The following is a 24,783-nucleotide window of genomic DNA, read 5'->3' as shown; positions in this document are numbered from 1 at the left end:
CGGTTACGCGTCTGCGTTTTCAGGAAAGAAGCACGCCGCTGTGTGGGAGGTAACGCCCAGCTCCGGCCGTTCTGCGCGGCAGCGGTCCTGCGTCTTCCAGCAGCGCGGCGCAAAGGGACAGCCCTCCGGCACGGCGAGCGGTGACGGCAGCTCCCCTTTCAGCTTGATCTGGCGCTTCTTATTTGCCGGATCCGCCTGCGGCGTCGCAGACAGCAGCGCGTTTGTGTAGGGGTGCTTTGGCGCCTCGAACAGGTCGTCCTTGCTGCCCCGCTCAACCGCGCGGCCCAGATACATCACGATTACCTCATCCGCCACGTGGCGCACGACGCTCAGGTCGTGGCTGATGAACAGATAGGCCAGTTGCATCTTTTCCTGCAAATCCACCAGCAGGTTCAGAACCGAGGACTGGATTGACAGGTCAAGCGCGGAAACAGGTTCGTCCAGCACCAGAACCTTCGGGTCCAGCATCAACGCCCGTGCAATCGCCACACGCTGGCGTTGCCCGCCGGAAAACATATGGGGGTAGCGGTCATAATGTTCAGGGCGAAGCCCCACCAGCGACAGGATTTCCCGCGCTTTGGCTTCCCGTTCCGCTTTGGAAATATCGGGGCGATTGATGATCAGGGGTTCCTGCAAAATCTGCCCGATCCGCTGGCGCGGGTTGAGCGATCCATAAGGGTCTTGAAACACAATCTGCACAGATTTGCGCAGGCTGGCCCAATCGGATGACACCACAGGTTTCCCGTCTAGCGTCAGGCTGCCCGAAGTCGGTTCCTCGATCATGGTGACAAGACGGGCAAGCGTTGACTTGCCACAGCCGCTTTCCCCCACAACGGCGAGAGTTTTGCCGGGGTAAAGCGCGAAATCCACGCCGCCCACCGCTTTGAGGATGTTGGGCTTTCGCAGCAGTCCGCCGCTGACTTCATAGTGACGCTGAAGCGCCTCGGCCTTCATCACAGGTGCAGTGCTCATGATGCGATCCTTTCGTCCGTGTTAAGCGGGTAGAAACACCGCGCGTGACCAAGGTCCGGCCCTTGGGGGGCGGGTTGCTCGGCTTTGCATTTGGAGTTGGCGAATTTGCAGCGCGGGGAAAACAGGCAACCGGCGGGGCGGTCGAACTGGCCCGGCACCATGCCCGGAATGGTGGGCAGGTGCTTTTCCGTTGCGCGTTCGGGCAGCGCGTCTAGCAGGGCCGCCGTATAGGGATGATGCGGGCTTTGGAACAGGGGCAGCACCGGCTGCTCTTCGATCTTTTGGCCTGCATATTGCACGCTGACACGCTCGGCGGTTTCCGCCACAACGCCCATATCGTGGGTGATCAGCACCAACCCCATACCATTGTCGTCCCGCAGACTGGTCAACAAATCCAGAATCTGCGCCTGAATGGTTACATCCAGCGCGGTCGTCGGTTCATCCGCAATCAGCAGTTTGGGTTTACAGGCAATCGCCATCGCGATCATCACCCGCTGGTTCATCCCGCCAGACATCTGATGAGGAAAGGCCGACAGGCGGCGTTCGGGATCGGGGATGCCGACCTGTTCGAACAGCTCCACCGCGCGGGCGTGGCAGGCCTTTCGGCTTAGCCCCAGATGCACGCGCAGGGTTTCCTTGATCTGCCAGCCCACAGTGAAGCACGGGTTCAGCGAAGACATCGGCTCTTGAAAGATCATCGCCAAATCCTTGCCCACCACACGGCGGCGTTCCCGCTTGCTGATGGTCAGAAGGTCGTGGCCGTCAAAGGTCATTTCATCCGCTGTCACAGTGGCGGTCCAGGGCAGCAGCCCCATCATCGCCAGCATGGACACGGATTTACCCGAGCCACTTTCCCCCACAATCGCAAGGATCTCTCCGGTATTAACGTCCTGATCGACCCCGTCCACCGCGCGGAACTTGCCCGATGCGGTTGCAAAATCGACGCTGAGGTTTCGAATGCGTAACAGTGACATGGCTCAGCTCCGTTTCAGTTTGGGATCAAGTGCATCGCGCAGCCCGTCGCCCAGCAGGTTGATCGCCAGAACGGTGACAAGGATGGCAAGGCCGGGGAAGGTGACAACCCACCATGCGCGCAGGATAAACTCGCGCGCTTCGGCCAGCATGGTGCCCCATTCCGGCGTAGGCGGCTGTGCCCCCATCCCCAGAAAGCCAAGGGCAGCGGCATCAAGGATCGCCGTGGAAAACGACAGCGCCGCTTGCACGATGATCGGTGACAGACAGTTCGGCAGTACGGTGACGAACATCAGGCGCAGCGTCCCTGCCCCGACCACACGGGCCGATGTGACATAATCTTTCTGCCGCTCGGACATCACGCTAGCACGGGTCAGGCGCACGTAGTGGGGTTGCAGCACAATCGCGATGGCAATCATCGCATTGATCAGGGACGGACCAAGGATCGCTACCAGCACAAGGGCCAGCAGCAGCGATGGGAAGGCCAGAATAATATCCATGATCCGCATGATGATCGTGTCGACCCATTTGGGCGCGAAACCCGCCAGCAGGCCGATCAGGATACCGCCCGAGGCGGCAACGCTGACCACAACAATCCCCACAAAGAAAGAGAACCGCGCCCCAACGATCAGGCGGGACAGCATATCGCGCCCCAGCGGATCAGTGCCAAGCAGGAACTCGGTGCTGCCGCCCTCTTGCCAGAACGGCGGTTGCAGCGCGTTGGTGCGGAACTGCTCGGTTGCGTCATGGGGGGCAATCCACGGCCCGAACAGGGCGAGGAAGGCAAAGATCGCGAAAATCCACAGGCCGATGACGGCACCACGGTTTTCGCGGAAGTAGAACCAGAATTCTTTCAAGCGGGAAGGACGTTCCTCACCGATGGCGCTGGCTGTCTGTGTTGAAGAAGCGTCAGTCATTACCGTTTCCTGATTTTCGGGTTAATCAGACCGTAGAGCATATCTACCGTCAGGTTTACGATCATCACCATCACAGCGATCAAAAGCAGGCCGCCCTGCACCACCGGATAGTCGCGGCGGAAGATGCTATCCACCATCCACTTGCCGATACCCGGCCAACTAAAGATGGTCTCGGTCAGGATCGCGCCTGCCAGCAAAGTGCCAACCGACAGGCCGATCACGGTGATCACCGGAATAAGCGCATTGCGCAGGGCGTGGATCGAATTGATCCGCCCCGGCGACATGCCTTTGGCCCGTGCGGTGCGGACATAATCCTCGCCCAGAACCTCCAGCATGGCGGAACGGGTTTGCCGTGCAATCACCGCCAGCGGAATGGTGCCAAGCACGATGGTTGGCAGGATCAGGTGGCGGATCGCAGACCAGAAGGCCCCCTTCTGACCGGATGCCAGACTGTCGATCAGCATGAAACCTGTGGGATCGGGGAAGTAGTACAACAGATCAATCCGCCCAGACACAGGCGTCCAGCCAAGGTTGCCGGAAAATACGATGATCAGCAGCAAGGCCCACCAGAAGATCGGCATGGAGTAGCCAACCAGTGCCGTGGACATCAGCGCGCGGTCAAAGAATTTGCCACGGTTCACCGCCGCAATCACACCCGCCGGAAGTCCTAGTATAATCGCCAGTATCATCGCACAGAGCGACAGTTCCAGCGTGGCCGGAAACAGGGTAAAAAACTCATCCCAGACGGGCTTCTTGGTCACGAAACTGTTGCCAAGATCCCCTTGCAACACGCCGGTAAAATAGTCCCAGAACTGCACATACATTGGTCTGTCAAAACCGAATTGCGCGGCAAGCTGGTCATATCTTTCCTGACTGACGCCCCGCTCTCCGGCCATCACGATGATCGGATCGCCGGGCAGAACGCGGATGAACGCAAAGGAAATGAGGGTCACGCCGAGAAACGTCGGCACAAATGTTAGTAGTCGGCTGAGGACATAGTTTAGCACGGAAGCACCATCAGTTCTTTAGGGAAATGGGTCAGCAATTTGTAACCGTCCTGCGTAATCAGAACGTCATCTTCGATACGCACACCAAAGTTGCCGAGCTGGTAAAGCCCCGGTTCATTGGTGTAAACGGTTCCCGCAGGTAAACTCATATGGTTGCCCCGCACGATATAAGGCGCTTCATGCACGCTGCGCCCCAGCCCGTGTCCGGTTTTGGTGCGGATGCGGTCTGCATAGGGGGACGCTTCCAGCACACCGATCACTGCATCGTCGATTTCATGGGCTGTGACGCCAGCGCGTGTGACGTCCAGACCGGCGAGGTTGGCTTTTAGAACGGTATCATAAACCTCCCTGCCCTCGTCCGTGACGTGATCAAGGAAAACCGTGCGGGTGATGTCGGCCGCAAAGCCGTCCTTGTAAGCGCCAAAGTCGATCAGCAGCGCATCCCCTGCCTTCACCGCATAATCAGCGCGGGCGTGAGCGTGGGGCCGAGCAGAGTTGTCACCTGCTGCCACGATAGGGGTAAACGACAGATCGTCCGCCCCTTCGGCAAACAGCATCTGGATCAGCATCTGCTCGATCTCTTTTTCGCTCTGACCCAGTTTCACGGTGTCGAGCGTACGGTGCAGTGCGCGTTCGGAAATCCGGATCGCCAGTTGCAGGGCGGCGACGTCTTTTTCGGTTTTGACCATGCGCAGCGCCGAAATTTCGCGCTCTGCATCTACGATTTGCAGGTCAGACTGTGCCTGCTTCAGCGCGTGGTGGACAAAGACGCGCATGACTTGTCCTTCCACACCGATAGAGGAAATCTTCAGATGCGCCATCAACGCTGCAAATGCGTCTGCATATCCTGTCTGGTCACGCCAGTCGAACACAGCGCCTTCAAAGCCGACCATCGTCCAGCTGCCAAGCTCAAGATTGGGCACCAGCGCCGCAGGGGCGCCTTTCGCAGGGATCACCAGTACAAACGGCCTCTCGTGGCTCATGAAACTGTGCTCTACCGCGCGGGTAAAATTTGGTCCGGGCACAAGGGCCACGGCGTCAACGCCAAGGTCGGCCGCAACGGCGGCATAAGGGGCAAGGCGGTCTGTCAGGGTATGTGTCACGTGTCGGTCACTCGTCGACTGGAGGTGAAAGGAGTGGGGGCGGCATCTTGATGCCGCCCCCTGTGTCGTGGATTATTACTTGGACAATCCGACTTCGTTGAAGATGTGGCTGCCTAGCGGGTGAACCACGTAGCCTTCCACTTCTGGGCGCATTGGCATGTACACAACAGAGTGCGCAATGGTTGCCCAAGGAGCTTGGTCCTTGAAGACTTCCTGCGCTTGTTCGTACAGCTTGGCGCGCTCTTCTTGGGAAGACTCGCTCTTGGCTTTCTGGATCAGAGCGTCGAACTCTTCGTTACACCATTGTGCGCGGTTGGATTTGCCAACGCCGTCACAACCCAGCAGAACTGCGAGGAAGTTGTCCGGATCACCATTGTCACCTGTCCAACCCAGCAGAATCGCGCCGTCGCGGTCTAGCTCTTTGGAACGGGACAGATATTCACCCCATTCATAGGACACGATTTCCACGTCTACGCCGACTTTAGAGAAATCTTCCTGCATCAGCTCGGCCATGCGCCGCGCGTTCGGGTTGTAGGGACGCTGAACCGGCATCGCCCAGATTTTCATGGACAGATCGGTCACGCCTTCAGCTTCCAGCATCGCTTTGGCTGCTTCTGGATCGTGGGAATCGTCCTGAATATCGTTGTTGTAGGACCACATGGTTGGCGGGATCGGGTTCTTGGCGATCTGGCCGGAACCTTGGAACACAACGTCGATGATGGATTGTTTGTCGATCGCCATGTTCAGGGCTTTACGCACCTTGGGGTTGTCGTATGGGGCCACTTGCGTGTTGTAAGCAAGGTAGCCAACGTTCAGGCCTTCCTGCTCCATCACAACGATGTTTTCGTCGCTTTTCATCGACTCCACATCCGCAGGGTTTGGATAGGCCATGACGTGACATTCGCCAGCCTGAACCTTCTGGAAACGAACAGAAGCATCCGGAGTGATTGCGAAGATCAGGGAATCAACCTTGGCTTTGTTGCCCCAGTAATCGTCGTTGCGCAGATAGCGGATGACCGCGTCTTTCTGGTAGGCTTGGAAAGAGAAAGGACCCGTGCCGATTGGCGCTTGGTTCAGCATTTCCGGTGTGCCCGCTTCCATCATCGCATCAGCGTATTCCTTGGACACGATAGATGCAAAGTCCATCGCCATGTTGGCAACAAACGGTGCTTCAGGACGGGTCAGGTTGAATACAACCGTGTGATCGTCAACCTTTTCGATGCTCTCGATCAGGTCCGGCATGGACATGCCGCCATAGTATTCCCAAGTGCCGCCGGACACTTTGTTATAGGCGTTCTCTTCGTTGCCCTGACGATCAAATGTGAAGATCACATCATCTGCGTTGAAATCCCGTGTCGGGGTGAACTGGTCGTTGGAGTGAAACTTCACACCTTTGCGCAGCTTGAAGGTAACGGTCTTGCCGTCCTCGGAAACTTCCCAGCTTTCAGCAAGGCCCGGTACGGTTTCCGTGGTGCCGGTTTTGAATTCCGCCAGACGGTTGTAAAGCGGTTGGCTCGACGCATCGAATGTGGTGCCCGCTGTGTAAAGTGCTGGGTCAAAGCCTTCTGGGGAACCTTCCGAACAGTAGACCAGTGATTGTGCAAATGCGCCGCTTCCCAGCGAGGCAAGCAAGAGGCTCGAAGCCAGTGTGGTTTTAAGTGTCATTGTTTCGTTATTCTCCGTTGGTTTGGTTTTGATGTATTGGCAGCAGATGTTTCTGTCTGCGGGTTTCGCCCTGCTAGGGGCGCATCGGGACAAGTTCTGCAACTTGTGCACCGTGTTCCGTATCACCCTGAGATAGCTCTCCGGATTTTTGATACTGCATCCGCCCGACCCATAGGATCCGCGCGGGATGTTCTGAGGTATTGGCCCAACCATGGGGCTTTTCACCAAGATAATGCAAGCTGTCGCCTCGGGTCATGGTGTATTCCCGTCCGCCAACCCGCTGCACGATTTCACCATCCAGAATGTAAATGATCTCCTCACCCACATGCTGGATCAGTTCGGATTCGTAACCGGGCGGCACGTTCAGCACAAAAGACGTCATTTCGTGACCGGGCAGGTTCACCCCGATCTGTTCGTATTCAACCGACGATCCAGCAACCGAAAAACGCGGGCGCGTACCGTCACGGGTAAAACTCTCGGCGACTTCGGGCGTGCGAATGAAATAATCGACCGACTGCCCCAATGCCTGCGCGATCTGCGACAGGGTCCCAAGTGTCGGCGTGGCGCGGTCCCGTTCCACCTGACTGAGATAGCCAACAGACACGCCGCTGGCCGCACCGAGCTGCTGCAACGTCATAGAGCGTCGTTGTCTCTGACGGCGCATTCTGGCCCCGAGACCATTCACATCTTTCTTGTGTGCTGCTGACACAGAATCCTCCCATTGGCACCAGTCTGCGCTGATGTTGGCGCGTAGGGTGCGCAGAAATAAATTTTGCGTCAACAATAAAAATTATTGTCAGAAAATAATTATACTTCACAACGGCTTAGGCGGACCGAGCGGCCTGCCTAAACCTCTAGTTTGTGACTATGTTCAGTAATCCCGCTCGAAAAATATTCCGAGCTTGCTTTCGCCATCGCTGGCGACACTGCCCCGCGCCGTGACAGAGGGCGTGAGGTCGATGTTCAGCGATACCGAACTGCCAGCCTGACCAGCGGTAACATCGGTGTAGATATTGTCCGAAAGGTATTTACCGACCCGACCACTGGTGTTGCCTTCATCATCGGTCACAATGTCCAAATCATCCACACCCAGACCACGGCGCAGTTTGGATATGACACTTTCGCCGCCTTTTCCGGCAAGGGTTCGAACAGCGTTAACCAGTTGCAACGCCTGAAATGCCGAAAGCTGCGAAATATCTCGCCCGAAGATGATTTGCGCCAGAACTTCGTCTTCCGGCGCTTCCGGATCGGATTCAAAGGTCACTTCGGGATCAGACGCCTGCCCTTGAACAATAATTGATGCGGTGCCTGTGCTGGTCTCGGTGGTGGCAACGAAGCGGATGTAGGGGTCAAGATCCCCTTGCATCTGAACGCTGCCTTCGTCGAGATCAAAGCGTTGGGTCAACAGATCGAGCCGCCCGCGGATCAGTTCAAACCGCCCAGCCGAAATTACATTGGTTGTGGTCCCTGTCAGGCGCACCTGCCCGCCAAGTTCGGCATCAAGCCCCCGTCCCCGCACAAATATCTGCGAAGGCGCGCGCACCCGTATATCCAGCCGAAACGCTCCGGAGGACGATCCCCCCGAATTGCCACTGCCAGAACCGCTGCTGCCCGTCAGGCCAGCCTTGGCACGGGTTCTGCGCACGGCAGCGCTTTCACGGACGTGAACAATATCGGGGATGATGGAAAACCCGACAGCCCCTGCTGTTGGAACCTTGATTTGGGTTTCGCCCAAGTCGATTCCGCCTGAAATCAACGCCCCACCGCTAAGCGGGCCGCTGACGGTCAAGGCACCGTTCACTGTTGTGTTGTAAAGCTCGGGGTCGACCAGAGCGATGGATTGCAGCGCGATGGACAGATCGGCTTGCAAGTTACCAGTCAGATTCACACCCCCGTTAACCGACAATTGCCCCCCCGATGAGATCCCGCCCGTTACCGAAACGGTCGCGCGTCCACCGCTCAGGCCAATATTTGCGTCAATCCCCGTCAGCGAAAGCTGTAATGCAGGCGCTGCAAGCCGGACGTTTTGCGCTGTTATCCGCCCCGAAACCGAGGATACATCCGCCGGTCCACGCACTGTCAGATCAAAGCTGGCCTGCCCGTTCAGACTGCGCGGTGCAATGAAGGGGTCCGCAATCGCAAGAGGCACGACGCCGCTCGTTGCAAGGTCGAGCGTGCCATCCGTTGCCACATCGCCCGCGACCCGCGCACGCATACCACCCGGTCCGGTCAAACCCGTGTCTACCTGCCAGATCTCGCCTAACTGCTTTGCGGTGCCGCTGGCCGTGACCGGCCCGCTGATCTTTGGCACGATCGGGCTGATGTCCGGCAGGCTTGCGGTGTAGGTTAACATCGGTGTTTCACCGGTCGCAAGCCCCGCAAGCGTCGCATCCAGCCCGTAAGGACCGTCGATCTCTGTCTGGATGCGCCAGCCCTTATCGGATTGGGCCGCGCGTCCTTCTACCTGCAACGGTCCCCTGTAGGCAGGCACCAGCGGGTTGATATTAGGTACGCTAAAAAGGAACTCGACCGCAGCTTGCGGGCCTGTCACAAGGCCTGAAACCTCGGCTTCGGCGCCGATAGGACCGGCAGCTTTCAGGTCAACACTCCAGCCGGTTTGATCAAGCACAGCCGTACCGTTCACTGTCGCTGGACCCGGCAATCGCGGATCAAACATCGCGGCATTCTCCAGTCTCAACGCATAAGTAAACTCTGCATCATCTGCCGCCAAACGCCCGTTGGCAGCCAGCGTCATCTGATCATTTTCCAACTTTGCCTGACGCAACTGCGTTCCGGTCTCATCCCGTTTGGCCTCTACCGCAAAGGTGGATTTCCCACGCAGCAGTTTATCTGCCTCGGCCTGATTGATCGCGAGGTTGTCCAGTTCCCCGGATAGGTCAAGATCAAAGAAACCGCCAAGCGCTACCGTACCCTTCAGGTTCACCGCAGCTGCCCCGCTTATGTCCTGACCGGCAAGGCCAGAGAACTTTGACAGGTCATCCGCCACCAGCCGCGCATCCAGCAGGGTTTCAAAGGCATCTTCCAGAGAGTTCACCGTGGCCGCGCCTGTCAGCACGGCGGATCCGGTGCGCAAGTTCATCTGTGTCAGCTCCAGCGGTTCGCCTTCAGTGTAATTCAGGCTGAGACCGCCCTTAACAAAAGTCCCCAATGCCTGCGCCAGTGCAGGATCGTTAAAGTCGAAATCACCGGCATCCAGATTAAGATCAGCCGTTACCTGCCCTACCGTGCCAATGTCATCACGCAAAATCCCCGCAGCATCCAGATCAACTGTACCGATGCGGATGCCGTCACGAACCAGTTCTTGGATGCTGAAATCACCGCTCCAATTGCTGCCTGCTGCGCGGTCGTATGTCAGGTTGAGCGCCACGCGATCCACCCGGGTTTCAACCCCCGGTATGGGCAGCACAACAGATTTTTCCCCTGCCAGAACCGCGTTCAGATCGAATTTGGTCGGCCAGTATTGCGGATTGAGTGTGGTGGAGCCTTCCAACGACAGTTCGTTGGTTTCAAGGTCCAGTTCTGCCAGTTCCAGCGTACCATCGGGCAACTTCTGCCCTGTAGCCCGCAACCGCACAGAATCGCCGAAAAAGTCGTGATACTGCGGGGCGAACAGCGCGGTGATGTCGCCGCTGATGTCTGCCTCAAAACCACGGGTGACTTCGGCGCTCGCATCTGCATCTGCTTGGGTACCGTCCACCGGGGTTGCCTGTTCGCTGGTAAGACGGATTTCACCGGTCAGGCGTTCCGCCCCGTCGGTTGCGATCCGCACGTCGGTTTCCAGATCATCAAGCGTTCCGGCGCCCTGCACGGCCAGCTCTACCGAGGGCAGCCCCGGCAGATCGAGCAGCCGCGCTGCAATCCCGCCCTCACCTTCTTCAAGGGCAATATCGAGCGACAGTTCCTGCGTGGCACCGGAGTATCCGGCAACAACTCTGAAAGCGCCTTCCTGCCCGTCAATCCGCTGCGCCCGCAGGTTCACATCGGCCACATTATCCGCCAGCTGCGCCGAAGCCTCCAGCGTCAGGGCCATTTCTGTGCCAAGAATACTGTTGCCCAGAAAAATCTCTTGCGCCCGCAATTCCCCAACGCTTACCGAAACCGGCAGTTCCGGCAAGGCAAAGGGTTGCGCCTCGGCATCGGGCAGCCCAGTGTCAGGTGTGACCGGCAGGCGGTCCAGCCGGATCATATCGGCGGCCAGCAGTTCAATGTCTACGCGACCGCGCAACAGGGCGCTGCGGTTCCACTGCATGGTCAGCCCTTCCATCGTCAGCCACACACCGGTGTTATCCGCAATGGTGATGCTGTCCATAGTCGCCGTACTGCTGAGCGCGCCGCTAAATCCGTTGATCGAAACCACGCGCCCCTCTCCTCCGAGGGAATCCTGAAGCAGTTCGGTCAGGAAACCTTTGTCAGATTCCTCCTGCTCCGTTTCCTCCGCAGGCGTTGCGTCATCCTGCGCCAAAACCGGCAGGGCAAAGAGCATCAACAGACAGGTTAAAGCGGTGCGAATGGAGCGCAAATTCAAAACGATTGTCCTATTCCGATGTAAAATTCAACGCCGCTATTGTCTCCCGGTCCACTGACGGGCACAGCCACGTCCAAACGCAACGGGCCAAATCCGGTATTGTACCGCAAGCCAAGACCCGCCCCTGATTGCCAGTTGCCGGATGATCCGTCTGGGAAACTTTCCCGTCCGATGTAACCTGCATCATAGAACCCGACCGCGGCGATTGTGTCGGTGATCTTGACGCGGGTTTCCGCAGAAATCCCCAAAAACGAACGCCCCCCAACGGTGATGCCACCGCCCAGATCGACGCCCAGAGATTGATAACCTTGCCCGCGCACAGTGCCGCCCCCGCCCGAATAGAACAGGAAGTCGCTTGGTGCAGTAGACAACTCCGGTCCACTCAGCGTGCCAAGCTGCCCGCGCAGAGCAAACGTCACCCGCTCAGCCGAGCCGACGGTTTTGTAGGCCCGCAAATCGAGCCTGCCAAGCGCACCGCTGTCCGTACCGCTTAACGCGTAAAACGGTGTGAACTCTGCCTTGGCGTAATACCCCTCTTTGGCATCAAGCGGATTGTCACGATAATCAAACGTGGCCGTGGCCGGTGCCATCAGCAGGGAATAGCGTCGGGGGCCAAAAGCATCCTCGACATCTGCAAACCGATAACCCAACCCGAAAGAGTATTCCCGATTGTCAGAGGCATAGCGCGTGATCCCCGCGCCAAGCTCGAATGATTCAGTGGTGTAGGTTTCTTCGTTCAGACGCTCTGCTTCGCTTTCGACGTAAAAATCGGTGTCCTCGTTAAACGTCGCGGGCCGATCAAATCGCAGGGTAACGGTGTAATCAGTGCCGCCGGTTTCGCCGCCAATACCGGATATTTCACCATCAAGACGCAGTCTTTCCGCCCCGCCAAACAAGTTGCGGTGCAGCCAGTAACTTGACAGACCAAGCCCGTCTTCCGAAGAGATTTCAGCGCCAAACCCGAACCGGCGCGGCGGGGATTCCACCAGTTGCGCGGTCACATCAAGGGTGTTGTCAGGTCCGATCCGTTCGGCTTCGTTCAGGGCCACTACGCGGAAAGCCCCTGTGCGCCGCAGGCGTGTGGAAACCCGCTTTAATTCTTCGGGCGAAAATACGTGGCCGGACGGGAAACCGGCAATGTCGTGGATGCGTTCTGTGCGCACGGCCTCGTTTCCGCTGACCAAGAGGCGCCCGAATTTCAACTGCGGCCCGGGAGCAAGACGGATACCCGCGTCTATCTGCTGTTGCGCATGGCGCGCGGTGACGCTTTGGCCGCCCAGTTCGGCTTTGGCGTGACCAACCGCTCTCCAGCCGGTGATCCCTGCATCGACCGTGTCTTGCAACACCCCGACCCGCGCCGGTGCTCCGGTGGCAAATTCTTCAGGCAGTTCGCTTCCGGGGGCCACAGGGGCAACATCAGCGCGACCAAACCGGAACAGAGGGCCGTATTTAACGCGGATTTCTACATTCTGCACCGATTTCGGAGAGTAGAACGGCGAAAGGCTGCTGGCTTCGCGACCGTCGATCTTAATCTCGACCACCGGCGCATAGCGGGCTTCACCGTATAGCGCCGTAACGATGCGTTCATAATCAGCGCGGGCAGAGGCGATGATGTCTTGAATTGCAACGTTTTCGCGGGATTGCAGTTCCACCAAGAGGGACGCATTTTGCAGCGTTTCGGCTAGGTCATCATCCTCTTGCCCCACAACAATCCGCAGATCAAAGGTTTCCGCCGACGCAGTCAATCCCGCGCCCAAGACAGCCGCAAAAGCGCCCGCCCATGTGGTCGTCTTTACAAATTTACCCAAGGTATGCCCCGTCACTTCAGTACTGCCCCCATCTGATCTGTTACTCTCGGGCGATCCGTCAAGCGGCGCTCCGCTGTGCGCAAGGCACTTTGGTCCGAATCTTACAGGACCTGTCTGGAATGTTACACCACCAGTTTGAGATGCAATCCATCACGCTGGTGTGATCAACCCTTGCTGCGGGTTTACTGTTCCGCCCGTTTAGTTCTTTCGAAGACTTTCCCGCGCCAGCGCTGTAATCAGGTCGTTGCGCGCGACGATACCGACCAAACGGCCGTCTGCAACCACCGGAACCGCGTCATGACCTCCGTCCCCTAGGATCGGCAATAACGTGCCGAGACGGGTTTCCGGCGATACGAGCGGTAAACCTGTGGCCATGATGTGCCTTGCCCTGACAGCCTCGGGGCGGCGCGGCGTCAACAGGCGTTGCATGGTGGCCCCGAAGCGGCGGTTCAGTCGCAAGGCATCCTCACGGGCGCGGCGGATCAGGTGAATCTGGAAGATCACGCCAAGGTACTTATCGTTTTTGTCGATCACCGGAAGGGTCGTAAACCCGTGCTTGCGAAACAGATCCGCAACCTTGCCCACACGCATCTCGGGTCCCACCGTGACCAGATCCCGAGACATGATGTCCTCTGCCGTCATCGGTCCGCTGCGCTGCCCCGCGGCCTGCATCTCGGCGGCCCCGATCAGGCGGGCAAGATCCTCCACCCCAAGGTTCAAGGACTGACGGTATTGTTGCAGGATCGCGGTGAGGTCGTCTTCGCTCAGTCCCAGACGCTCAGCCGCGGGGGGGTCTTGGGTGCCGCGCTCATTGGAATCGTCAAACTGGCGGAACGGATAGTGGCGTTTGGTCAGAGGGGCATAGATCATCGCCCCTAAAACCAGCACAGCCGTGCCCAACGCCACTGGGGATAGCGCAAAGAAAAAGCCGGTTTCAAGGATCACTTCAGGGTTGAGTGCTGCGGTCATCGCCACAGCCCCGCCCGGCGGATGCACAGACCGCGTGACCATCATCCCAACCAGCGCCAGCGCAACCGCCAGCCCCACCCGCAAGGTCGGGTCTTCCACGCTTAGGCAGACAGCAACGCCAACGATGGCAGAGACCGTGTTCCCCACAACCGCCGCCCAAGGCTGGGCCAGCGGCGCGTTTGGCACCCCAAACAGCAAAACCGCACTGGCCCCGAAGGGGGCGATCATGAACAGTCCCAATCGCGGATCAAGAAAGGGGATCATCCCCCCCACCAGCCCAAGCCCGAGCATTGCGCCAAAGCTGGCGCGGGCGATCTCGGCTGGTGGCACGCCGCTGTTGGCAGGACCAAGCCCGCGCCACATATGGCCCAGATACTGTCTGATCTGCATCGGGAAACCGCCCTTTCAACCATTGCCCCGTTGGGCGTCGGACCCGAGGTATATCGCCCCTGTGCGCAGGCACAACCACGGATTACCCAACGTAAAGCGCTGACACCGACAGCACCACCGGCTTTATAGCCCCGTCTTGTCCCAAAGACGGTAGGCCATGACAGACGGCGCCAGAAACCACGGGTTGCCTTGATAAAAGGGGCGTGTCGGAAAGGGGATCTTGTTAAAGGCGGTCATGCCGCGCGGGTCATCGACCGCCTGTTGTCCGATGCGCATCCCCATATAGCTCGACATGCCAACGCCTGACCCGCAGTACCCCATTGCATAAAACAGCCCGTCGTCCTGCCCCGCATGCATCAGCGTGTCAAAGGTGTAGCCCACCATGCCGGTCCAACTGTGGCTGATTTTGGTGGAGGCGAGTTCGGGGAACAGATGCACCATTTCGCGGTGCAAACGGGGTCCGCTGATTTTCGGGTCGGCCTCTTGCAAGGACACCCGCCCGCCAAACAGGATGCGTTTGCGATCAGGGGAGCGGCGGTAGTAATAGACCAGCTTGCGACTGTCACAGATGTTGCGATCCGTGGGCATCAGACGGTCGATCAGGGCTTCGGGCAGTTCTTCGGTGGCGATGATGTAAGACCCGATCGGGATCAGGCGGCGCTGCTGCCACGGGGATATGCCCCCTGTATATCCGTTGGTGGCAAGGATCACCCGCGCGGCCTCTACCGGCCCCTTTACGGTGTTCAACAAGAAGCCGCCGTTCTGCCGTTTTAGCCCTGTTACGGCGCAATGGGAATGGACCTGCCCCCCGGCCTGCTGTGCCACGCGAAGCAATCCCTTGTGATAGAGTGCCGGATGAAGATTGGCGTGGCGGGGGTAAACCATACCTCCGTGATAGGCCTCTGTCCCCAGTTCAGCCGGCATATCCGCTTTGGGCACCATATAAGCGCCGGTGTTCAGATAGCTGCCCGCGGCCACCTGCTTGGCCATCTTGTCATAGTGGCGCGGGCTGTGGGCACCGTCAAACCGGCCTGCCGCGTTGAAGTGACACGCGATGCCCTCGTCCTGAATGAACCGTTCCACATAATCGCGCGAGGCTTGACCTTCTTGCAGGATACCTTCAGCGATTTCGCGCCCGTAGCGCTTGGTCAGCTTTTCCAGCCCGAACTTCACCGAGGTAGAAATCTGTCCTCCGTTGCGGGTGCTGGCCCCATGGCCGAGCGCTTCGGCCTCCAGCACCACAGTAGAGCGCCCTGCCCGCGCGCATTGAACAGCCGCTTGCAGACCGGTGTACCCAGACCCGATGATCGCAACATCGACCTTCTTCTGGGGTAAATCGTCTGGCGTGCGCTCCGCGATCGGGGCGGCTTCCCACCAGTAAGGGGTTTGTTTGAAATCATCTGTAAACATGATGCCACCGTCTTTATAAATGGTCCTGCAAAATCAGATCCGCACCCTTTTCGCCCACCATAATAGCAGGAGCATTGGTGTTGCCCGATGTCACCGTGGGGAAGATCGACGCATCCACCACCCGCAGCCCTTCGATACCATGCAATTTCAGCCGCGCATCCACCACATCGGTCTGTGTGTCCGGCCCCATTTTGCAGGTGCCGACTGGGTGGAACACTGTGCCGACCTTTTCGCGGATGTATTCGATAAAGGCGGCATCGTCCTGCGCATCTGCACCGGGCGCGATTTCGGATTCGATGATTTCCTGAAAAGCAGGCGCGGCAGCCAGCTTGCGCATAAAATACATGCCTTCCAGCATTTCCTGCATGTCGAGTTCCGTTGACAGGTAATTGGGATGAATTTCAGGAGCCTGAGCGGGATCACTGGAGCGGATTGCCAGATGGCCCCGACTGGTCGGGTGCATAGGCTGGGTGCCGAGCAGAAACCCCGCGAAGGGATCGGGGTTCATCAAAGGACGCTTGCCCGGAGGCGCCTTCGTGTAGCTGACCGGCGAGAAGAACACCTGCATGTTGGGACGGTCCAGCCCCGGACGGGAGCGGATAAACCCGCCCCCCTGATTAACCCCGAGCGACAGCGGCCCGCCGCGCGTTAGCACATAACGCATCCCTTGCAGCAACTTGCCGTGCCACGAATGAAGCTGATTGTTCAGAGTCGGCACCTTAGAGCGGAAGAGGAAATCAATCCCCAGATGGTCTTGCAGATTCTGGCCGACTCCGGCCACGTCTTTTACCACCTCAATCCCCTTGGATTTCAGCAGCGCCGCCGGGCCGATACCGGAAAGTTGGAGCAGTTGGGGCGAATTGATCGCACCGGCAGACAGGATCACCTCTCGCCCTGCGAAGGCCTGTTTTACCTTGCCATTCTGGCTGTATTCCACACCCACAGCGCGGCCATCTTCAAACAGCACCCGCTGGGCCAGCGCGCGTTTTTCCACCCGCAAGTTGCGCCGTTTGCGGGCAGGACGGATATAGGCACGCGCCGTGGACATACGCATCCCGCCACGCGCTGTGTTCTGATAGGTGCCAAGACCTTCCTGACTGGCGCCATTGAAATCGGCATTGCGCGGTATCTGGATCTGTTCGCCTGCCGTGATGTAATTCTGACAGATCGGATGGAGGAAACGGTCCATCGTCCCCACGTGCAGCGGGCCGGAATCGCCGCGAAAGTCATCGCCGCCACGATCGTTGGTCTCTGCCTTTTTGAAATAGGGCAGCACATCGGACCAGCCCCAACCCGGATTGCCCATATCCTTCCAGCCGTCGAAATCCTGCGCCTGTCCGCGAATATAGACCATCGCATTGATCGAACTGGAGCCGCCCATAACCTTGCCGCGCGGCCAATAAGACACGCGGTTGTTCAGCTCCGGATTCGGCTCTGTTTCATACATCCAGTTGACACTGCGCTTATAGAAGGTCTTGCCATAGCCAATGGGCAGCCAGATCCAGAAGTTAAGATCACTACCGCCCGCCTCCAGCAGTAGTACCTTATACTTGCCGTTCTCGCTCAGCCGGTTGGCCAACACACATCCCGCCGAGCCTGCGCCCACGACGATAAAATCCACCTGATCCATTGATGTACTCTCTTATTCGGACTTGGGGTCTCGCTGGATCACAACACTGATCAGCGCCAGCAAACCGGACCCAACGATCAGGAAGAATGACACAGCATTCAGCACAGGGGTAGAGCCGACTTTGGCCATCCGGTCATACATCGTGATGGTTAGCGGCGATTCAGACCCGACAAGGAACAGCGTGGTGTTGAAATTCTCAAACGACACCAGAAACGCCACGATCCCCGCTGCGATCATCGCGGGACGCAGGAACGGCAGCGTCACAGTCCGCAAGACCTGTGCGCGGCTCGCCCCGAGGTTCAGGGCGGCCTCTTCCAGTGAGGTATCAAATTTTTTCAGCCGTGCGGTGATCACCAGCGAAGTGATCGTGGTCACAAAACTGAACTGGCCGAAAACCACCAGCAGAATACCGGGCCGCAGGAACTCCAGTTCCAGATTGAACCTGTCTTCCACCCCGTTGGCAATGTTGCTGGCCATGACCAGAATGGAAATACCAAGGATCACGCCCGGAATAACCAGCGGCAGGATCATCAGGATGTAGAAAAAGTTCTTGGCCGGAAAGTTGCCGCGCACAAACAGGAACGCATTGGTGGTGCCGACAAAAACCGCCAGCAGCGAAACCATGACGCCGATGATGCCCGAATAATACAGCCCCCGCAGCAGGCGGCGGTCGTGGAACATGCCAAGTTTTGGTTCGCTATCGTTAAAGAACCAGTCCAGAGTAAATCCCTGCCATGGCAGCGCCGGAAACAGGGAATCGTTAAAGGCAAAGCTGCCCGCCGCTACCAGAGGAGCCGCCAGAAAGATAAAGAACGCCGCCATATAAGCGCGGTAGCCGAACAGGAAGGCCTGATTTTTGGTTGATGATGCCATGTCTGATCCCTCCCCTTCAGCTTTTCGCTACAGTGTTGGCCAGCGTTTGCCCTGTCAGGCGCAAACCGATCCACACAACAACAGAGGTAAAGGCCAGCAGCAAAAAGCCAAAGGCAGCGCCGCTCTCCCAGTTGAAGCGGGTGATAAACTGGTCATAGATTTGTTCAGTGAACCAGCTCGAATTCTTGCCACCCAACAAGATCGGCGTCAGATAACTGCCTGCGGTCATCATAAACACCACGATACACCCCGACACGATACCGGGCATGGCGTAAGGCACGATGATCCGGCGCAGCACGGTGAAGCCGTTGCCGCCCAGATTATACCCCGCCTCGATCATAGCGTTGTCCATCCCGTCAAGGGTTGAAACAAGCGGGACAATCATGAACAGGATCACGGTGTAAACCAGCCCGATGACGACCGTAATGTCATTGTAAAGAAACTCGATCGGCTGGTCGATCAGGCCGATGCGGATCAGGAATGTGGAAATCACGCCGGTTTCGCGCAGCAGCAAGATCCAGCCGAAAGCGCGGATCAGATCGCTGACCCACAGCGGGATCAGGCACAGCAGGAACAAGGCCCCGCGGGACCGTTTGCCGGCAATTTTGGCGATGTAATAAGCGATGGGAAAGCCGATCAACAGCGCCAGAAATGTCACCAGTATAGACATGGAGCCCGTGCGCAGCAGTGTGTTCCAGTAAATCGGCTCGTTTATGAAATCAATGTAATTTCCGAACCCGAATTCATAGACCCGTGGCGCTACTTTTTCGCGCAGGGACAGCACAACCATCCCCATATGAGGCAGGATAATCAGCAAGGCAATCCACAGCGCAAAAGGCGCAAAAAGCAGGATCAGCGAAAGGCGTTTGATGTCAGATTGCATATCGTTCCCTTACGCCGCAAAACACATAGTTTGCGCAGCAGACCATTCGAGCGTCACATCATCACCAGCCCGCAGATCGTCCGCGCCCCCTGTGACAACCACATCCGCTTCGATCAATTCGCCCACCGGACCGCGCACCAGAACGCGGCTGTTGGCACCGTTGAACAGAACGGAATCCACGCGCCCTTGCAGGCTGTTTTCGCCACCGTCAGCACTCGGGGTGGAAGTTTTGCGGGCCTTGATAAACTCGGGCCGCACAAAGATAGAGACATTCTGCCCAGCGCTGATGCGCTGCCCGACAGCGCGAACGCTGGTCATCACCAGCCCCGCGTCGGTTTCCAACCTAAAGCCGCTGGCGTCCTCTGCCACAACGCGGCCCGCCCAGCGGTTGGAATCCCCGACAAACCCCGCCACGAAAGACGTTTGCGGATTGTGGTACAGATCCTCGGGACGGCCGATCTGCTCAAAGCGGCCTTCGTTCATAATGGCGACGTGATCAGACATAACCAAGGCTTCGGACTGGTCGTGGGTGATATAGATAAAGGTGGTATTGAACTGGTGTTGTAGCAGCTTCAGTTCAATCTTCATCGCCTCGCGCAGCTTTAGGTCCAGCGCGCCGAGCGGTTCATCCAGCAGCAGCACATCAGGGTCCATAACCATACAGCGCGCAATCGCGATCCGCTGTTTCTGGCCGCCCGAAAGCTGGTGAATTTCGCGGTTTGCCACATCCGGCAATGCAATCCGGTCGAGAACGTCCTTAACCTTACGGTCAATCTCAGCCTTGTCCGTCCCAACACAGCGCAGCCCGTATGCGATATTTTCATAGACATTCATCATCGGGAACAACGCAAGATGCTGGAACACCATCTTCACGTTTCGCTTGTTGGGCGGCGTGTTCAGAACCGATTTGCCCTTAATCTGAATATCGCCTGACGTGGGATCTTCGAACCCCGCAATCATTCGCATCAGGGTTGTCTTGCCACAGCCAGAAGGCCCGAGGATGGAAAAGAAGGACCCTTTTGGGATCGTGAATGAAACATCGTCCACGGCGCGGACTGATCCAAAGGATTTGTGGATGTTGCTGCATTCCAGATCATATGCAGTTTCAAGGGCCGAATCGGTCAGTGTGGCAGTGTTCATTCGAAAATCCAGTGGTCAGGGGGGGGCAAAGCAGATAGAAAAAGGGCGGCGTCATATGAAACGCCGCCCCTATGAACAGATAGTTTAGCCGCCAGTGGCCGCTTTGATCTTCTCAAGCGTTTTGCCTTCCATATCCTCGACACCTGCGGGGATGTTGGCAAAGAACTTCAGGTTGGCGATGTCGGCATCTGTAAAGGCCGCAGTCACAGCATTGCGCTTGTCTTCGGGGAGCAGTTCCAGCCCACCCTTTACAGCCGCAATCGCGCCGGTGCTGCCGGACATGATTGTCACGTTTTCAGGCTCCAGCACGAAGTTGATCCATTTGTAGGCCGCGTCATCAGCCTTGCCCTTGCGCGGCAGTGCAAATGTGTCGATCCAAGCCAGCGCACCGGTTGCCGGCGGCACAAACACGATATCCTTGTTTTGACCGTAAAGTTTATACGCAGTGGAATCCCATGTCTCGGAGGCTACAATTTCACCCGAAAGCATCATGGCTGACAGATCGTCGCCGCCCTTCCAATAGGCTTTGATATTGGCTTTACATTCGATCAGCTTCTCGGCCACTTCGTCTAGAATTTGCTGGTATTTATCCAGGTCGGAGTAAGCCGCAAATGGATCATGCCCCATGGAAAACGCAGTGCCCAGCAGAATGGTACGTTTCAGGCGCATGGATGTTTTGCCCTGATACTGCGGATCACACAGATCACCCCAGCCCTTAAAGTCAGGTGCCACAGCTTTGTTGGCCATCAGACCGGATGTGCCCCACTGGTGTGGAACCGCATAAACTTCGCCATCAATCGTGGTGTTGGCCTTCACGCCCTCCAGATGGGAGGCTTCCATGACGGATGTGTCAATCTTGGACAGGTCCAGCGGCTTGTAGATGTCATATTCCATCTGCGCGGCGTGGATGCGGTCGTGGCTTGGCTGTGCAAGATCAAAGCCCGCCCCGCCAGTTGCGCGCAGTTTGGCGATCATTTCCTCGTTGTTCGAGAAAGTCACTTCCACGTCAATATCGGGATAGCGCTCTTCAAACTTTTGAACCAGCTCCTCGGGTGCGTAAGACCCCCAAGTCAGCAGGCGCAATGTTTCAGCCTGTGCGAAAGAGGCCGTGGTCAGCAGCATCGCCGCCATGAGACCGGTTATTTTTGTTTTATGTTTCATTTTTTACTCCCTGAAGTATCGACGCAGCAGCGCCGGGTTCTAGTCAGCCGCATTTGAACCTTAGAAAGGCATTGGACTGCGACTCATATCCATTGCGGAATTCTTATCAGACCAATTTGTAACAGAGTTATATATCAAGAGCGGGCAATCCAGATAAAATTTTGAGCCCCGCCTGAATACCATCCGGCTTCGCACTGCCAAATCCCAGCACAAGTGCGTTTTGCTCAACAGGGGCTAGACAGTACCGCGCCAAGGGGGCGGTAATTACGTTACGTCCCTTGGCCTGCTCAACCAACGCACCCGCGTCCACACAAGGGTCGAGATAGGCCGTGGTATGAAACCCGCTGCGTGTTTGCTGCACCCGTATCGAAGACGGAAGCGAATTTGCGGCCTCTATCAGAACATCATAACGCGCCTTATAAAGCCTGCGCATCATGCGGATATGGGTGGCGAACTGGCCCTCATCCATGAAATCCGAGACAATCGCCTGCGTTGCAGTGGACGGGCCGCTGATCCAGCTGGTGAACACCTGATCAAACACCGGCACCAGACTGCCGGGCGATAGGATGAACCCCAGCCGCACCGAAGGGAAAAGAGTTTTGGAAAACGTCCCCACATAGATCACACGGTCCTGCGTATCTATGCTTTTCAAAGCAGGCTGCACCCGATCCGAGAAATGGAACTCTCCGTCATAGTCATCCTCGACGATCATCGCATTGGCCGCTTTGGCCGCTTCCAACAGCGCCAGACGCCGTGGCAGGGACATAACATGGCCAAGGGGTTGCTGGTGGGACGGGGTGACGAAGGCCAACCGGAAATCCGGCGCAAGCTGCAATCCCTGCTCCACATCCAGCCCGTCCCCGTCCACCGGCACCGGCACCAGTCTTGCGCCATTCGCCACCAGCGCATTGCCAGCGCCGATCGCGCCGGGGTTTTCGTACCAGACCTTATCCCCGTTGTTCAGCAAAACGCGCCCGATCACCGAAAATGCCTGCTGCGCCCCGCTGGTGATGAAAATCTGCTCCGGTCTGCACCTGATCCCCCGCGCCGCGTTCAGGTGGCTTGCAATGGAACGCCGCAGCCGATCCAACCCTTGCGGCGGACCGTAGCCCATCATCTCGTCCCGATTGCCCCGCAGATGGCGCGCCGAGATCCGCGCCCAATGGGTCATCGGGAAAGCCTCTAGCGCGGGGAGTGCAGTTATGAACGCCTGACTTTTATGGGGCAATCGTTGGCGCGGTGCGAAACTGTCCAGCGCGACGGTGAACCTATGGGAAAGTTGCGGCTCTGCCTGCTCGTCCTTTGGTGCATCGCGCTGTTGCGCATTGGTTTGTGGCGGGGCGAGCACGTCACTGACGTAGGTTCCCGCCCCCACGCGGGACACCAGCATTCCTTCAGACACCAGCCGGTCGATCGCATCAATCACCGTGGTACGCGACACGCCGATCTCCTTGGCCAGCGTCCGACTGGCCGGCAATCGCTTCCCCGCTTCCAGACCGCCGGTCAGGATGATCTCACGCAGGCCCATATACAGCTGCACACTGATCTTACGATCCGATCCCCGCTCGATACGGATAGAGGACAGCAAGGCACCCGCCTGTTGCTTCACCTTACATCTCCCCCATTGGACCGCTACTATTATCGGAATGGACCTACTGTAAGGTCCAATTTCAACTATGGTCAATGCCGCAGATTACCCAAGCGACCTACCTACCGGAGTCCCCCAATGAAAATCCAGTCCATCGAAACCTTCAGCACCGAATTTGTCAGCTTTACCCGCGTGACCACGGACACAGGCGCGCAAGGCTGGGGTCAGGTCGCGCCTTATTACGCGGACATTACAGCCCAAGTGCTGCACCGGCAGGTGGCGCCCTATGCGCTGGGCAAGGACGCCTATGACGTGGATGGCATTCTGGATTTCGTGCGGGACCGCGAGCACAAATTCCCCGGATCTTACCTGCGCCGCGCCATGGGCGGGCTGGACACAGCCCTTTGGGATTTGCGCGGCAAGGTGGAAGGCAAACCGGTTTGCACCCTGCTCGGCGGCAGCCCCGGCGCGATCCGCGCCTACGGGTCATCCATGAAGCGGGATATAACGCCTAAAGACGAAGCAGACCGTCTGGTCAGACTGCGGGATGAAAAGGGTTTTGACGCCTTTAAATTCCGCATCGGCGCCGAAGTGGGCCGCGATCGCGACGAATGGGAAGGCCGCACCGAGGAAATCGTCCCTACCATGCGCCGCGCCATGGGCGGTGATGTGGCACTGCTGGTGGATGCCAACTCCTGCTATTCGCCCAAACGGGCAATTGAGGTGGGCAAGATGCTGATCGACAACGGAATTTCCCATTACGAGGAGCCCTGCCCCTATTGGGAATTCGCGCAGACGAAAGAGGTCACAGATGCGCTCGATCTGGATATTACCGGGGGCGAGCAGGACTGTATGATGGCCAACTGGCAGCAAATGATTGACGGGCGGATCGTGGATATTGTGCAACCCGACGTGCTGTACCTTGGCGGCATGTCCCGCACCATGCGGGTTGCGAAAATGGCTGCGGATGCGGGGATTCCGGTCACACCTCATGCGGCCAACCTGTCGCTGGTTACGCTATTTACGATGCACCTGCTGCGGGCCATTCCCAATGCGGGCAAATATCTGGAGTTTTCCATTGAGGGGCTGGATTACTACCCGTGGCAGGAGATTCTGTTCACCCACGACCCCTATGAAATCCGCGATGGCAAGGCCACCGTCACGGATGCACCGGGCTGGGGGATAGAGGTTAATCCCGAATGGCTCGACAAGGCCGACTATCGCAAATCCGAACTGGACGCCTAGGGCCGATCACTCCCATGGGGGGACGTAAAAGGACGTTTTGATCTGGTCCATCACCACCGTGGTTTTGAACCCTTTAATGTCAGGATTGTCATAGAGGAATTTGCGGGTAAACCCTTCATATTCCTTAATATCACGGGCGCTGATGATCAGCACAAAGTCACTGTCGCCCGTGACGTAATACGCGCTCATCACGATGGGTTCGTTGCGCACGTCTTTCTTGAAGTGGTCGATAATGTCAGAGCGGTCCCGTTCAAGCTGAACAGACACAATCATGGTTAACGTGCGCCCCACATCCGCACCGGAGATGATCGAGATATCCCCCTTGATCACCTTATCCTTGCGCAGCCGGTTCAACCTGCGCTGGGCAGAGGTGGGCGACAGGCCGATCCGTTCCCCCAGTTGAGTCGAGGTCAACTGATTGTTCTGCTGAACCTCATGCAGAATTTTGCGGTCAAAATCGTCCAATGTGGGGGATTTGGCAGCCATATGGTTAATCCTTGCATA

The 24,783-nt window shown here is 57.7% G+C and carries 19 protein-coding genes; 1 reads left to right on the top strand and 18 read right to left on the bottom strand.

What is annotated here, in order from left to right:
• Positions 1-3: 3 nt before the first annotated feature.
• The 17 genes from IEX10_RS03640 to pdxR form a co-directional block, all read right to left on the bottom strand.
• A complete protein-coding gene (locus tag IEX10_RS03640; RefSeq protein WP_188670984.1) occupies positions 4-972 on the bottom strand; it encodes an ABC transporter ATP-binding protein in 969 nt (322 codons plus the stop codon).
• Entirely contained in the window at positions 969-1,946 is a 978-nt protein-coding gene (locus IEX10_RS03635) for an ABC transporter ATP-binding protein (RefSeq protein ID WP_188670982.1), read from the bottom strand. The genes IEX10_RS03640 and IEX10_RS03635 overlap by 4 nt, the downstream gene beginning before the upstream one ends.
• Before the next feature lie 3 nt (positions 1,947-1,949).
• The gene (locus IEX10_RS03630) at positions 1,950-2,861 is read right to left on the bottom strand and encodes an ABC transporter permease subunit (protein WP_188670980.1); all 912 of its coding nucleotides are present in this window, start codon (positions 2,859-2,861) and stop codon (positions 1,950-1,952) included.
• Positions 2,861-3,868: an ABC transporter permease subunit gene (locus IEX10_RS03625; RefSeq protein ID WP_188670978.1), complete on the bottom strand. Its 1,008-nt coding sequence runs from the start codon at positions 3,866-3,868 to the stop codon at positions 2,861-2,863. The genes IEX10_RS03630 and IEX10_RS03625 overlap by 1 nt, the downstream gene beginning before the upstream one ends.
• Positions 3,862-4,971 (bottom strand): M24 family metallopeptidase, encoded by a 1,110-nt coding sequence (locus IEX10_RS03620; RefSeq protein ID WP_188670976.1) that lies wholly within the window; start codon positions 4,969-4,971, stop codon positions 3,862-3,864. Before IEX10_RS03620 ends, IEX10_RS03625 begins: the two co-directional genes overlap by 7 nt.
• Positions 4,972-5,046: 75 nt before the next feature.
• Entirely contained in the window at positions 5,047-6,636 is a 1,590-nt protein-coding gene (locus IEX10_RS03615; RefSeq protein WP_188670974.1) for an ABC transporter substrate-binding protein, read from the bottom strand.
• Between the two features lie 73 nt (positions 6,637-6,709).
• Positions 6,710-7,345: a helix-turn-helix domain-containing protein gene (locus IEX10_RS03610; RefSeq protein ID WP_229678412.1), complete on the bottom strand. Its 636-nt coding sequence runs from the start codon at positions 7,343-7,345 to the stop codon at positions 6,710-6,712.
• Positions 7,346-7,507: 162 nt separating this feature from the next.
• On the bottom strand, positions 7,508-11,182 hold the full coding sequence (locus IEX10_RS03605; RefSeq protein WP_188670972.1) for a translocation/assembly module TamB domain-containing protein: 3,675 nt from the start codon (positions 11,180-11,182) through the stop codon (positions 7,508-7,510).
• The gene (locus tag IEX10_RS03600) at positions 11,179-12,990 is read right to left on the bottom strand and encodes an autotransporter assembly complex protein TamA (protein WP_188670971.1); all 1,812 of its coding nucleotides are present in this window, start codon (positions 12,988-12,990) and stop codon (positions 11,179-11,181) included. The genes IEX10_RS03605 and IEX10_RS03600 overlap by 4 nt, the downstream gene beginning before the upstream one ends.
• A 198-nt stretch (positions 12,991-13,188) precedes the next feature.
• On the bottom strand, positions 13,189-14,349 hold the full coding sequence (locus IEX10_RS03595; protein WP_188670969.1) for an HPP family protein: 1,161 nt from the start codon (positions 14,347-14,349) through the stop codon (positions 13,189-13,191).
• Between the two features lie 123 nt (positions 14,350-14,472).
• Positions 14,473-15,759, bottom strand: coding sequence for an NAD(P)/FAD-dependent oxidoreductase (locus tag IEX10_RS03590; protein ID WP_188670967.1), 1,287 nt, complete (start codon positions 15,757-15,759; stop codon positions 14,473-14,475).
• 13 nt (positions 15,760-15,772) lie between these two features.
• Entirely contained in the window at positions 15,773-17,389 is a 1,617-nt protein-coding gene (locus IEX10_RS03585; RefSeq protein ID WP_188670964.1) for a GMC family oxidoreductase, read from the bottom strand.
• A gap of 12 nt (positions 17,390-17,401) precedes the next feature.
• Entirely contained in the window at positions 17,402-18,262 is an 861-nt protein-coding gene (locus tag IEX10_RS03580; RefSeq protein ID WP_188670962.1) for an ABC transporter permease, read from the bottom strand.
• Positions 18,263-18,278: 16 nt separating this feature from the next.
• Positions 18,279-19,145: an ABC transporter permease gene (locus tag IEX10_RS03575; RefSeq protein ID WP_188670960.1), complete on the bottom strand. Its 867-nt coding sequence runs from the start codon at positions 19,143-19,145 to the stop codon at positions 18,279-18,281.
• A 9-nt stretch (positions 19,146-19,154) separates the two neighbouring features.
• Positions 19,155-20,285 (bottom strand): ABC transporter ATP-binding protein, encoded by a 1,131-nt coding sequence (locus tag IEX10_RS03570; RefSeq protein ID WP_188670958.1) that lies wholly within the window; start codon positions 20,283-20,285, stop codon positions 19,155-19,157.
• 84 nt (positions 20,286-20,369) lie between these two features.
• A complete protein-coding gene (locus IEX10_RS03565) occupies positions 20,370-21,446 on the bottom strand; it encodes an extracellular solute-binding protein (protein WP_188670956.1) in 1,077 nt (358 codons plus the stop codon).
• 127 nt (positions 21,447-21,573) lie between these two features.
• On the bottom strand, positions 21,574-23,055 hold the full coding sequence (pdxR, locus tag IEX10_RS03560; protein WP_188670955.1) for a MocR-like pyridoxine biosynthesis transcription factor PdxR: 1,482 nt from the start codon (positions 23,053-23,055) through the stop codon (positions 21,574-21,576).
• A gap of 117 nt (positions 23,056-23,172) precedes the next feature.
• On the opposite strand from pdxR, the gene IEX10_RS03555 reads away from it, so the two are divergent.
• Positions 23,173-24,279, top strand: coding sequence for a mandelate racemase/muconate lactonizing enzyme family protein (locus IEX10_RS03555; protein WP_188670953.1), 1,107 nt, complete (start codon positions 23,173-23,175; stop codon positions 24,277-24,279).
• A 6-nt stretch (positions 24,280-24,285) separates the two neighbouring features.
• Here the strand turns inward: IEX10_RS03555 and IEX10_RS03550 are convergent, their stop codons facing one another.
• Positions 24,286-24,765, bottom strand: a complete 480-nt coding sequence (locus tag IEX10_RS03550) for an Lrp/AsnC family transcriptional regulator (protein ID WP_188670951.1) — start codon at positions 24,763-24,765, stop codon at positions 24,286-24,288.
• Positions 24,766-24,783: the final 18 nt, after the last annotated feature.

This window comes from Neptunicoccus cionae (assembly GCF_014643735.1).
Taxonomy (GTDB): domain Bacteria; phylum Pseudomonadota; class Alphaproteobacteria; order Rhodobacterales; family Rhodobacteraceae; genus Amylibacter; species Amylibacter cionae.
Note: the sequence above shows the minus strand (reverse complement) of the source record. Positions and strands in the feature narration are given on the sequence as shown.

What these genes read in the sequence shown, in the direction of transcription:
- IEX10_RS03640 (WP_188670984.1), bottom strand. Translation starts at nt 972, where the DNA reads ATGAGCACTGCACCTGTGATGAAGGCCGAGGCGCTTCAGCGTCACTAT.
- IEX10_RS03635 (WP_188670982.1), bottom strand. Translation starts at nt 1,946, where the DNA reads ATGTCACTGTTACGCATTCGAAACCTCAGCGTCGATTTTGCAACCGCA.
- IEX10_RS03630 (WP_188670980.1), bottom strand. Translation starts at nt 2,861, where the DNA reads ATGACTGACGCTTCTTCAACACAGACAGCCAGCGCCATCGGTGAGGAA.
- IEX10_RS03615 (WP_188670974.1), bottom strand. Translation starts at nt 6,636, where the DNA reads ATGACACTTAAAACCACACTGGCTTCGAGCCTCTTGCTTGCCTCGCTG.
- IEX10_RS03595 (WP_188670969.1), bottom strand. Translation starts at nt 14,349, where the DNA reads ATGCAGATCAGACAGTATCTGGGCCATATGTGGCGCGGGCTTGGTCCT.
- IEX10_RS03590 (WP_188670967.1), bottom strand. Translation starts at nt 15,759, where the DNA reads ATGTTTACAGATGATTTCAAACAAACCCCTTACTGGTGGGAAGCCGCC.
- IEX10_RS03585 (WP_188670964.1), bottom strand. Translation starts at nt 17,389, where the DNA reads ATGGATCAGGTGGATTTTATCGTCGTGGGCGCAGGCTCGGCGGGATGT.
- IEX10_RS03580 (WP_188670962.1), bottom strand. Translation starts at nt 18,262, where the DNA reads ATGGCATCATCAACCAAAAATCAGGCCTTCCTGTTCGGCTACCGCGCT.
- IEX10_RS03575 (WP_188670960.1), bottom strand. Translation starts at nt 19,145, where the DNA reads ATGCAATCTGACATCAAACGCCTTTCGCTGATCCTGCTTTTTGCGCCT.
- IEX10_RS03570 (WP_188670958.1), bottom strand. Translation starts at nt 20,285, where the DNA reads ATGAACACTGCCACACTGACCGATTCGGCCCTTGAAACTGCATATGAT.
- IEX10_RS03565 (WP_188670956.1), bottom strand. Translation starts at nt 21,446, where the DNA reads ATGAAACATAAAACAAAAATAACCGGTCTCATGGCGGCGATGCTGCTG.
- IEX10_RS03555 (WP_188670953.1), top strand. Translation starts at nt 23,173, where the DNA reads ATGAAAATCCAGTCCATCGAAACCTTCAGCACCGAATTTGTCAGCTTT.
- IEX10_RS03550 (WP_188670951.1), bottom strand. Translation starts at nt 24,765, where the DNA reads ATGGCTGCCAAATCCCCCACATTGGACGATTTTGACCGCAAAATTCTG.